2 protein-coding genes are annotated in these 13,553 nt (G+C 48.9%); both read right to left on the bottom strand.

Annotation, left to right across the window (positions count from 1 at the left end; genetic code table 11):
• Positions 1-9 precede the first annotated feature (9 nt).
• Complete coding sequence (locus FHS57_RS11640; protein ID WP_183973736.1) at positions 10-1,911, bottom strand: helix-turn-helix domain-containing protein; 1,902 nt, start codon at positions 1,909-1,911, stop codon at positions 10-12.
• Positions 1,912-2,017: 106 nt separating this feature from the next.
• A complete protein-coding gene (locus tag FHS57_RS11635) occupies positions 2,018-13,393 on the bottom strand; it encodes a choice-of-anchor Q domain-containing protein (RefSeq protein ID WP_183973734.1) in 11,376 nt (3,791 codons plus the stop codon).
• Positions 13,394-13,553 lie beyond the last annotated feature (160 nt).

The following is a 13,553-nucleotide window of genomic DNA, read 5'->3' as shown; positions in this document are numbered from 1 at the left end:
AAAACCAGCTTAAATCGACAATTTGAAGTTCACTAAGCCAAATTGTTGCAATAAGGCATTAAATCGCGCCTCACCGTGCAAGAAATGAAAGAAAGGAGACACCTTCATGTCGGTAGGAATTTTCCCCAAAGAGGCCATTTTTTCAAGATAACGAAGGCAGTTTTGTTTGTCATTTAACCCTGCATACACCATCGCAATAAAAGTATAATTGTCGGGCGTTTCGGGCAAAGTGGCCAGATACGTTTTTGCCGCAGGTACCTGCCCTAAACGGGCTTTGGTATAGACAACAGCTGCCTCTAGCCCTTTAACGCTGGGGTTGAGTTGTTGTGCTTTGGTCAAATCCCGTAGGGCCGCAGGATAGTCTTTTATTTCCAAATAGTGATAACCCGTTGACCAATAAAACAAAAAGGAATCATTGAACAACAACTTTCCGTTGTCAATGCCTTCTTTGGTCATTTCTTGCTTATGGGCGTAAGAACAGTTGCGGATGTGTCCACTCAAAATCACGGGGGAGAGCGGATCCAACGCCACGGCTCGGCTGCTGTACTTCAAAGCTTCCTCCAGCAGCCCCAACGAACGCAACATCAGGCTATACCAATAATTGACTTGTGCGTTGTTTGGATTGCACCGCAAAGCAATCTGAAACGTCGAGTTGGCTTGTTCCCAGCGGTATTCATCTCGGTAAACGGCAGCTAATAATCCATACGCTTGGGCGTTATCGGCATCCAGTCGAATGGATTTTAGCACTTCTCGCTCGGTCATTCTAAAACTTGAGTCGAGGTCAATATGGCTCAAATTTCCCAGGCTAAAATATGCACTCGCTTTACAAGCATAGGCATCCGAAAAATTAGAATCCAAGGCAATTGCTTTGTCAAATTTTGTGATGCTTGCCAACAGTTTTTCTTTGGTTCGAGTCGCCAACAATTGTTTTCCCTGCAAATATTCATTGTAGGCTTCTGGATTATCGGTTGGCATTTGGTTTGACTTGGCAGCCAGCGACTGCGAAGGTTTTAACTGAAATCGTTTAGTGATGTCTTGGGCTATTTTGTTAATCAAGCCAATAATTTCGCTCGCTTTACCTTCGTATTGTCTTGTCCATACCACCCGATCTTCCGATGCTTTTACCAGTTCCATCGTTATCCGTACACGCGCTCCATTGTGGGTGGTTGTACCGCCCAAAACATAGGCCACGTGCAGTTCCGAGGCAATTTGAGGAACTGTTTTTTTTGACTCTCTAAAGAGTTCTGATGAATTTTTAGAAATGACTTTTAGGTGCCTAAGAGTAGTCAAAGAGCCATGGATTTGATCGGTTACGCCCTCAGCTAACAAGACCGCTTCAGGATTGCCGTTGCTTTTGAAAGGCAAGACCGCAATAGAATTTTCTGATTCGCTGAATGCTCCGCTCCCTTTGATTATCCAAACCCCCGCTGCTGCCAGCACAATCACCAGCAGGGCCAACGCCACATACTTGTATTTACCTTGCTTATTCGCAACAAAAGGCACCTCCTCAACTACCTGAATTTTAGGCACCTGAACAACCTCTAACTCCTCATAAGACGGTTCTTCAAGAGGTTCTTTTCCTCTATTTTTACGGTATTCGGAGGGAGAAACGCCAAATTCTTCAGTAAAATATTTGGTAAAAGTTTGGGGACTATCCAAGCCGATTTCGTACGATATTTCAGCTATTTTATGATCGGTAGTTTCAATTAATTCTTTCCCTTTCAACAAACGCCGACGACGGATATAACGAGAGGTAGAGAGGTCCGTTTCCTCTTTTACAAGTCGAAACAACTGAGAGCGACTCATTCCTAATTCAAGGCATATATCATCAATGGAATAGCTACCATTTAGAATATTTTTATCAATGAGTTGGTCGAGTTTTTCTATACTATTTTTATCCGTCGGGTACATTTTTCAATCCTATCAAATCGGATTGCAAGTTAGGGCAAATAACTGAAAAATCCTGTTACCAATATTGATAACAGGATTTTTAGGCATAACCTCAAGTGATGCAGGGTTAATGCACCTTTATCACTTTCAAGGTGACTTGTTTGTCTGGCGTTGTCACCTTCAAGAAATATATACCCATCGTCAATTCACTCACCCCAAATTCCTCTTGGTGGGTATTGGTTTCGGGCACAAATTGGCGGCTTAAAACTTCACGCCCTGCGGCATCGGTTAATGCTGCTTGCACCACTTGCCCCTTGCTATCTTGCACTTTCAAGCGAAGCGTATGCGTAACGGGGTTGGGCAGAACGGTGGCGAATGCTCCGTTATCAGTTATCTGTTTTCCGTTATCCGACCCATTGCCGTGCGACGGTCCGACCCTTGCTCCTTGCCCTTTGCTTTTTGCCTCTTGCTCCTTGCCATTTGCCCCTTCTCTCGCTGCGCCTACGCCTACCCCGTCTTTCGACTGGATTCTGAACCAATATTCTTGATAGGCCAACACGTTGCCTTGTGCTTTCCGCGTCGAAGGATAAATGCTGCCCCAACCTTTTTGATCCCAGTAGCGAATCCCTAGTTTATACAAACCCTTCGGTAAACCTGCGTCATATACGTTACCGCCTGCGCCGTTGTCTTGGTAAAAACCGTAGGCGGGGTGGTTTTGGGCATACAATTCCGTCCAGCCTTCACGGTTGGCGTACATGAAGTAAGGCGCATTATTTTCGTGCGTGTTGAAAGAACGAATTATGCCCATTTCTGGCGTCGCCAACATGTCGAACGTCAACGAGCCGTCGGTGCTTAATCCACACGCTTCTACGTTGATGGTCCAGTAACGAGGCGCTTGTTTGTTGGCATTTTCTACGTAATACAAAGTCGGATTTACTTGCGTACTTTGTTCCAATTCAGGGCCGCCATCACGGGTGATAAACTGGCTTGTCCATGCCGAACGGTCGTTGGTTTTTATCGCCGATTTAGATTCACCAATGTTAATCAACGTCACAACAAACGCATTCCAGTACACATCTTTGCGAATACTTTCCGCGCTCTGACAACCGCCGTCAAAAAGACACTTCGCCCAATACGTCTGCTTCGTCACGTTGCTGAAAGCTACCTCAAAACTTGAGGCCGTTACCCCCGTGTTCCAGAACGTTTGACTGCCTGCGGGGCAGTTGGCTGAAACTTTCACCGTCGTGCCCGTGCAAACGATGTCTTGACTTGCCGTAATCGCTGGCGCGACGTGAATTGGCGTCACTGTGAATGTCACCACATTGCTCTTTTCACTCACACAGCCATTTTCCGTCTGACAACGAGCGTAGTATGAGATTGTTTCCAAAGGTAAGGTCGCAGGCAAACTTGGCAAGGCCACATTTGTGCTAGCATTGTACCAAACCGTCCGCAAACTTCCGCATGACGATTGGCCACTAAAGCTTGAACCACTGTTGCAGCTTCCCGTCGAGGACAACGATACCGTCGGTGCCGATGGAATTACTACCAATTTTAACCGCATCACTCCTGATTCTGATTCCACACAGGAAACCGTTCCACCTAATTGGCGACAACGTACGCGGTAATTGTGGTACTGATTATCAACCAAACCAACGGGTACACCCGCGCTGTATTCACCGCCATCCACCGAATAAATTGTCACTTCATTCGCCCCACAATTGGTCGTAAAACTAAGTGGTATATTCACCAAACTGCACACTTCCTTGGTCTCCCCAACGGCCACACTCACACCATCCACTAGCATTGTTACATTTTGTGGTACGGTTGAACGATAATTAATCGTCAACTCAATCGGACTCGTGTACGTCACAGCACAACTCGCATCACAAGCCGCTTGGTAGCGGTGGGGTTGGTTATTGGACAATTGGGAAACTGGGGCATTGGATGACCATGCGCTCCACGCGCCACTGCCCACTTGTACCCGCCAAACGGGATTGCCCGAAACACAAGAACCCGAAACCGTAAACTGCAAACCATTAACAGGATTCGAATCCGTGTCGCACAAAGTTTGAGCGTTGCCTTCGTTGAGCGTTTGTTGTAAAGTATTGAGCGTAATCGTGGGTTTGCCTTGGATAGTCGCCGTAAACGAACACTCCGCTGTCTGACCATTTACCGCCGTCACTTTGAACGTACTGGTCGTTATTCCAACAGGAAAAACACTGCCCGTGGGTAAACCCGCGATTTGCGTCGTCACTGCTCCCAAACAATTATCCATTCCCACGGGAGGGGTAAACGTAATCAACTGACCTGCACATCCAACCACGTCTGCTGGACAAGAAATCGTTGGTGCTATGTTGTCTAGAACCGTATAGACAAAGCTCCAGACTGCCGTATTCCCTTCACAATCCGTGTAAGTGTAGGTATAGGTTCTAGTACCTTCGCACAACAGCGGATTTGGACTGTTGGTTATCACGGGCGCACTCGGAGTTAGCACCTCCCCACAAGCACTCATCACCGTCGGTGGCGTTGGAGCTACCGCCAACGCGGGGTCATACACCGTTGCCGAACCGTTCGCTACCGAAATCGTAAACGGTTCCCGTTCAATGGTATAGACAAAACTCCACGTCGCCGTAGCGCTTCCACATACGTAGCTATACGTGTAAGTACGCGTCCCTTCGCACGTCAGTGGGTCGGGGTTGTTGGTAATTACAGGGGCGGATGGTGTAATCGGATTGCCGTTGCAGTCATTGACCACAGGAAGCGTTGGGGCAATGGCCAAAGCAGGGCAAGACACCACGGCCGAGCCATTGACAGGAACCACCAACGCTGGCACCGTCCCTGGAATCGTCGTCACTGATGACTCTGGACTCATTTGATTCGCATCAGAATTGCACACACAACGCGTTTTGATGGTTTGGGCGGGTCCCGTCTGTGCATAGGTCGGTAGCGTCGTACTCCAACCGCCGACATTGAGCTGGTATTGTAAGGTCGAGCCCACAGGGCAACTGCCACTTGGTGCGGAAATACTGCCGCCACCTATCATACAACCTGCCTGACAAACACTGTTGGTCACTTGTACCACTGGGGCTGATGCTGTCAACACGGGACAAGCTGGACACGTGCCTGGGACGGTTGTCACGGTGCTCATTGGACTTGATTTAGTCACGTCAGCAGTACAGTTGCAACGCGTTACTATCGTTTGCGCAGGGCCTGTTTGCGCGTAAGTAGGCAAAGTCGTGCTCCAATTTCCACCGTTGTCGGTCGAATATTGTAAGGTTGAACCTGCTGGGCAGCTGCCACTTGGCGCGCTGATAACGCCCCCTGAAGCCGTTCCGCCATAAGTCGTGCAAACACTGTTTGTCACTTGCACCGCTGGGGCCGCTGCCGTCAACACGGGACAAGCTGGACACGTGCCTGGGACGGTTGTCACGGTGCTCATTGGACTTGATTTAGTTGCGTCAGCAGTACAGTTGCAACGCGTTACTATCGTTTGCGCAGGGCCTGTTTGCGCGTAAGTGGGTAAAGTAGTACTCCAATTACCACCGTTGTCAGTCGAATATTGTAGAGTCGAACCTGCGGGACAACTGCCACTTGGCGCAATGATAACGCCTCCTGAAGCCATTCCCCCATAAGTTGTACAAACGCTGTTGGTCACTTGCACCACTGGCGCTGCTGCCGTCAAATCAGGACAAACTGGGCACGTGCCTGGAACGGTTGTCACGGTGCTCATTGGACTTGATTTAGTCACGTCTGCAGTACAGTTGCAACGCGTTACTATCGTCTGCGCGGGGCCTGTTTGGGCGTAAATCGGCAAAGTTGTGCTCCAATTTCCACCGTTGTCGGTCGAATATTGTAGAGTCGAACCTGCGGGGCAGCTGCCACTTGGTGCGCTGATACTACCACCCGATGCCGTTCCATTAAACGTTGTGCAAACACTGTTCGTCACTTGTACCGCTGGGGCCGCTGCTGTCAAATCGGGACAAGCTGGGCACGTGCCTGGCACGGTCGTTACCGTGCTCGTTGGACTTGATTTAGTCACGTCGGCAGTACAATTACAACGCGTTACTATCGTCTGCGCGGGGCCTGTTTGGGCGTAAGTCGGTAAAGTCGTGCTCCAATTTCCGCCGTTGTCGGTCGAATATTGTAGAGTCGAACCTGCGGGACAACTGCCACTTGGTACGCTGATAACGCCCCCCGATGCCGTTCCGCCATAAGTCATACAAACACTGTTCGTCACTTGTACCGCGGGCGCTGTTGCCGTCAAATCAGGACAAGCTGGGCACGTGCCTGGTACGGTCGTTACTGTGCTTGTTGGACTTGATTTAGTCACGTCGGCAGTACAGTTGCAACGCGTTACTATCGTCTGCGCAGGGCCTGTTTGCGCGTAAGTAGGTAAAGTAGTACTCCAATTTCCGCCGTTATCGGTTGAATATTGTAACGTAGAACCTACGGGGCAACTGCCACTTGGCGCGCTGATACTACCACCCGATGCCGTTCCGCCATAAGTCATACAAACACTGTTGGTCACTTGTACCGCGGGCGCTGCTGCTGTCAAATCGGGACAAGTTGGGCACGTGCCTGGCACGGTTGTCACGGTGCTCGTTGGACTTGATTTAGTCACGTCGGCAGTACAATTACAACGCGTCACTATCGTCTGCGCAGGGCCTGTTTGGGTGTAAGTTGGCAAAGTCGTGCTCCAATTTCCGCCGTTATCGGTCGAATATTGTAAAATCGAACCTGCGGGACAACTGCCACTTGGTGCGCTAATAACACCACCCGATGCCGTTCCATTAAACGTTGTACAAACACTGTTCGTCACTTGTACCGCTGGGGCTGCTACCGTCAAATCGGGACAAGTTGGGCACGTGCCTGGGACGGTCGTTACCATGCTCGTTGGGCCAAAACTTGCGGGATTGGTATCACAAGTACAACGAGTCCAGATTGTCTGCGCAGGGCCTGATTGAGCGTAAGTTGGTACGGTCGTGCTCCAGTTACCGCCGTTATCGGTCGAATAGTATAAGCTCGAACCTGCGGGACAACTGCCACTTGGTGCGCTGATAACGCCACCTGAGGGTATGCCCCCTGCTGTTGTACAAGTACTGTTAGTCACTTGGGCTATTGGTGCTACTGCGTCAAACGTACCCTGATATTCGTAGGCACCTATATCAATTCTACCATTGTTATAAAAACGTGAATTTCCTCCCAAATCTAAACTCCCTACCGTAGCCAAAGTAGTAGCAGGGTCGCCCGCATTGATGGCGGGTGAGCAAACTTGAAGCTGAAAGTTGCCGCCTGCTGCGTTCACGAAGAGAGGGTTAGCATTGCCATTTCCATTAGGGCAGTTGTTGCATAGATTGTACCCACCCTCTACAATACAATTGCTAATGCTGGCATTGGCATTGTAAAAATTAAGCGAATTCCCCCAAATAACACAATTAGAAATGTTAATGGCTGCATTGCAGTGGATGCTTTCTGGTGAATTACCCGAAAAAGTACAGTTGGTCAGGGTCATGGATGTAGTTTGGCTATATAAGCCCCCTCCACCAGCGTGATAAGTAGAATTATTATGGATAAAAAGACAATTGGTTACAATAGGCATGCCTCCAAAACCATTTGCCATCCCTCCCCCAGAATACGATGTGTTGTAGGATAAGGTGCAATTCGAAACAACAGGGGACGCATTATAGCAAGCCAAACCACCACCAAAATTGGTGCTTGAATTTCTGGTGAGTAAACAATTAGTGATGATAGGAGAACTGTTATCCACGTATATACCTGCCCCATAAGCTGCGCCAGCCGCACCAGTCACCGAGAAACCATCAAGAATGGCCGTAGCATTTAAACCAGAACCAGCAACTACTACAGTATAGCTGTTGTCAGAATCCTCAGCCGTTCCAATGTCTCCACTCAAAATCGTAGGATTTGTATTCCAATTTCGATTAGCCATTGTGCCTGTGCCATCATTAGGAAACCCTCCATACATCGCCACGCCGTTGACCATTGAGAAAGAAATACCACGCTCAGAACCAGAAGTAGGTTTATAGGTACCTTTGGCCACCCAGATTTGAGATACGCACGAAGGATAGGTACGGGCTAACGTAAGTGCCGATTGTAAATCCGTGTAAGCATTGGCCCACGAACTCCCATTATTGCTGCCGCCCGAAGCCGAGGCATTCACATAAACAATACCTCCCGTGGTATTGGCACAAGCCGAACAAAAATCAAACGTCGTTTGATACTCATACGCCCCCATGTCCACCACACCGCCACCTGCAATCGCATCCACGCGATTGTTACCATCAAGGTCAGTCGTTGGGGCATCCATAGAGGTACCCGCATCTATTGCAGGAGAACATTGTTGGAGGCGAAAATTGCCGTTGGCGGCATCGACAAAGAGGGGATTGGTATCAAGTAACCTACCGTTGTTGTTTATAATACCGTTGGTATTATCAATTGCCCCCGTCCCCCCCTGCAAAAGTGTGTGGTTGAGGGTGAGGGTGGAACTACCAAGGAATATCTGATTGCCACCGTTAACGGCAGTATTATCCCACAAAATACAGTTGCGCAAAGTGACGTTGGGACTTCCAGAATTAAAAGCTGCATAAATCGCACCACCTTGTCCCAGTGCTTTATTTTGGCTGAAGGTGCAGTGACTCAGCACGGTTGTTACGTTGCCTATGCAGCGCATAGCTCCACCGTCGGAGATGTTACCATTATAAATAGCCTGATTTTGGTAAAACAAGCAGTGGGTAAAGGTGGGGTTGCAGGTGCCATTGTTGCCGTAGTTAGCTATGGCTCCGCCAAGTCTACTGAGATTATGTCGAAACACACAGTTCACAAATACGGGATTGCAAATGCCATCGATCCCGTTGTTATACACCCCACTACCAACACCAAGAAAACTTGAATTATTGGCCCCAGACACGATGAAACCGTCTAAACGGGCGGTGTTATCGGTAGTATTGCCGTTGCGAATAACACAGTAGCTGTTATCGGACGTATTTCCAATAACGAGGCTTGTACCCGTCCCCGTAAAGGTATCATCGCCGTTCAAATCTCCGCTCAAAATGGTCTGATTGGTAATCCAGTTGCGGTTGGCCATCGTACCAGAACCATCATTAGGGAAGCCTCCATAAATAGCTACGCCATTGACCATCGAGAAAGAAATGCCACGGTCAGTACCTGAAGTAGGTTTATACGTCCCCGCCGCGACCCAGATTTGAGATACGCACGACGGATTGGCACGAGCGGCATTAAGTGCTGCTTCTAAATCCGTATAAGCATTTGCCCACGAACGGCCGTTGTTGCCCCCAGAGGCCGACGCATTGACATAGACAATGCCATTATTACTGATACAAGCGCACACATCATAGGTAGATTGGTACTCGTAGGCACCTATATCAATTCTACCATTGTTATAAAAACGTGAATTTCCTCCCAAATCTAAACTCCCCACCGTAGCTGAAGTAGTAGCAGGGTCGCCTGCATTGATGGCGGGCGAACAGGATTGTAGCCTCAAATCTCCTGCCGTACCTAAGCCAACCGTCGGCTGGCTTACAAACAGAGGATCAATGCTGCCATTCAATATGCCCGCCCCTAAGTTTTGGCCTTTGATGACCGTATTAGTAATCGTTGGTCTCAAAGGAGTAGAATTATCATAAAACTCATCTTCATTTCCCCAAACAAGGCAATTATTAAAAATAGGGCTAGCAGCACAATATATTCCTCCGCCGTTTTGTAAGGCCTTATTACCTGAAAAACTACAATTGGTAATAATCGGTGAAGTAAACCTGTTATAAACAATATAAACAATATGAAGCCCACCTCCTTTCTGAGCGGTGTTACCTATAAAGACACAATTAATCAACGTAGGTGAACTTCCAACAATGCTCATACCACCACCATTCCCGTCTGAAGTATTCCCCGAAATGATACAATTGCGGTATTGAGGAGAAACTAAGATATTGTAAATACCAGCACCACTGCCTGTGAGAGTTCCCCCCGTAACCGTAAAGCCATCTAATATTGCCGTATTAGTTAAGCCGTTTTCATTATTATTAATAACTCGACTGCCATTCCCTCGCAAAATAGTGGGATTTGCACTCCAATTACGATCTGTGAGAGTCGGATTGCCAGTAGTGGGGAAGCCACCTAAGATTGCTACCCCTGGAAGCATACTAAAACTGGCATTAACCGCGGGCTGATACGTCCCCGCCGCTACCCAGATTTGAGTTACGCACGAAGGATAATTCCGAGCCAAAGTGAGTGCCGATTGTAAATCCGTAAAAGCATCCGCCCACGAACGACCACTGTTGTTCCCCGAAGCCGAGGCATTCACATAAACAATAACTCCAGTGGTATTGGCACAAGCCGAGCAAATATCATATGTACCTTGGTACTCATACGCCCCCATGTCCACCACTCCACCCACAGTAACGGCGTCCACACGATTGTTACCCTCAAAGTCTGTTATTGGAACATTCGTAGCAGTGCCTGCATCTATCGCGGGCGAACATTGTTGCAAGCGAAAATCTCCTCCAACCGCATTCTCAAAACGCGGGTCACTATTGACATTCCCCGTTCCACTCACGCCTCCTTGTACGTTCGAGTACGTCACCGTACCACCAGAAATGCCGCCGCCGTTTCCCCATACGATACAATTGGTAATGGCAGCACTGCTTTGGTTATTAATTGTGATTGTCGAGCCTGTATTGCCATAAAACGTACAATTCACCACTTTTGCTTGGTTAGTTCCACCGCCGTTGGACAACGCTGACCCTGCAGTCGTTGCCGTGTTGTTGAAAAACAAACAGTTCGTAATGTTTGATGAGGAGTTATCGTTGAACATAGCACCTCCAGATTCCGCATAATTGTTACGAAACACGCAGTTTTGTACTTTTGGTGAAGCATACGCATTCCACATGCCGCCCCCCAAATTGAACGGAAAATCGCCAGTAGCATACCCTTTTTCAACAATAACTCCATCCAAAATGGCCGTATTTCCCAACGGTGAACCCGAGGTAAAGTTATTGTTAATCACTCGGTAGCTGTTGTCGGTGTCTATTCCAGTATCACCAATATTCCCACTCAAAATCGTGGGATTACTGCGCCAATTTCGGGCGGTAAGCTGCGTCTCCGTACCGTTGAAGCCGCCGTAAATCGCCACTCCGTTAACCATCACAAAGCTTTTCATACGGGCATCGGCGGGAGACGTATTGCCCGAAGCATCAGCCGTCGGCTTGTACGTCCCCGCCGCTACCCAAATCTGAGATACACACGAAGGATTGGCACGAGCGGCATTAAGTGCTGCTTCTAAATCCGTATAAGCATTTGCCCACGAACGGCCGCTGTTGCCCCCAGAGGCCGACGCATTGACATAGACAATGCCATTATTACTGATACAAGCGCACACATCATAGGTAGATTGATACTCGTAGGCACCTATATCAATTCTACCATTGTTATAAAAACGTGAATTTCCTCCCAAATCTAAACTCCCCACTGTAGCCGAAGTAGTAGCAGGGTCACCTGCATTGATGGCGGGCGAACAGGATTGTAGCCTCAAATCTCCTGCCGTACCTAAGCCAACCGTCGGCTGGCTTACAAACAGAGGATCAATGCTGCCATTGAATATGCCCGCCCCTAAGTTTTGGCCTTTGATGACCGTATTAGTAATCGTTGGTCTAAGACTAATACCAGGGTTATCATAAAACTCACCCTCATTTCCCCAAACAAGGCAATTATTAAAAATAGGGCTAGCACCACAATATACTCCTCCCCCCTTTAGTGAGGCCTTATTACCTGAAAAACTACAATTGGTAATCGTTGGTGAAGTAGTACCGTTAAAAGCAATATGAAGCCCACCTCCTTGCGGAGCGGTGTTACCTATAAAAACACAATTAATCAACGTAGGTGAACTTCCATTAATGCTCATACCACCACCATTCCCGTCTGAAGTATTCCCCGAAATGATACAATTGCGGTATTGAGGTGAAACACCGCTATTGAAAATACCAGCACCACTATCGCCTGTGGGAACTCCTCCCCCCGTAACCGTAAAGCCATCTAATATCGCCGTATTTGTTAAGCCGTTCTGAAAATTATTTATAACTCGGTTGCCATTCCCTCGCAAAATAGTGGGATTCGCACTCCAATTGCGTTCCGCAAGCGTCGGGTTGCCCGTATTGGGAAAGCCCCCCAAGATAGCTACTCCAGGAAGCATACTAAAACTGGCATTAACCGCGGGCTGATACGTCCCCGCCGCGACCCAGATTTGAGATACACACGAAGGATTGGCACGAGCAGCATTAAGTGCTGCTTCTAAATCCGTAAACGCATTGGCCCAAGAACGACCGTTATTAGCGCCCGTCGCATTGGCCTTGACATAAAGCATCGGTCCCGAAGCATCGAGGGTATAAGTTTGATCCGTAAAAAGATCGGGGTTATATTTGAGTCGAATCCGCACGGTATAGGTTCCTGGTGTCGTACCTGTGCCAGTCGTCACGTCAAAGGGTTCAGCGGCAATACTCGTAAAGGTTGGATTCCCTGAAAAGCTGGTTCCCGAAACAATGGCGTATTCCACAACGTCGTTGGAAAAACCGTTGAGGTCGCCCGTTAAATCAATGTTTATGCTTCCTTGGTTAGAACCACAATTGGGCAACGTCGGCGTAACGATGGCCGAAAACGCCGCCGTACCGAGGCACTGAATAATCACTTGACCATTTAAGGCATTGGCGTTAGTGTTAAGAAAGTTACTTTGATTGGTTCCAATATTATAAGACCCGCCTCCGCTGCCACCACTGCCGCTGCTGGTGCCCGCATTGCCACCGCTGTAGCCGCCACCGCCGCCACCGCCGCTGCTGCCACCACTACCACCAGCCCCAAATCCGCCGCCACCAAATCCAACATCACTACTGTTCATTGGGGCAGAGCCGCCAATACCATCGTAGCCGCCGCCACCCGCTAAACTGCTGGTGCCGTTTTGGCCATTTCCGCCCAAACCGCCACCGCCACCACCGCCGTTGCTGGCACTGCCGCCGTTGGTACCTGAGTTGGTAATGGGCGCACCTCCCCCCGCACCGCTGCTAAAATCAGCACCTGCGCCGCCGCCGCCACCTGCCAGTACCAACACCAAACCCGACGATTGGATTTGTACGCCCGAGCCACCACCACCTCCGCCAGCCTGATTGGCTGATTGGCCGCGTGCCCCTGCAATGGCCTCAAGAACTTGCCCCGAGGCCACAAAAAAATCACCACTCATCAACGCACCTTTACCTGCCTCTTTGGCCAAGGACAAGAGCTTACTTCCCCCAGCCGCTCCCCGGGCCGTGATTCTTACCTTATAAATGCCCCCCGCTGGCACTTGCCACGATTGTTTCGTACCACTCGTACTAGGGTCAGGCGCAGAAATATTCAGCACTTCGCCTGGGCAGGTTTGGGCTTGGCTGCGCAGGCAAAGCACCCCGCACAACATCAATAAAAAAAGTTGAAGAGTTTGTTTCATAACTTACTTGGTAAATGGGTTGAAAAATTGAGTAGGGTATTGTTGATAGCTTGATTGCAGTTGTCGGGTTTGGCGATTGATGTCCTGTATTTTGGCATCGTACCATAGCCATATAAAAAGCAAGCCCAGGAGAAGCAGCAACAGAATGGCAATTAGCCAC

The sequence above is a fragment of the Runella defluvii genome, assembly GCF_014195535.1.
In the GTDB taxonomy this organism is placed as follows: domain Bacteria; phylum Bacteroidota; class Bacteroidia; order Cytophagales; family Spirosomataceae; genus Runella; species Runella defluvii.
This window is presented reverse-complemented; position numbering and strand designations above follow the sequence as displayed.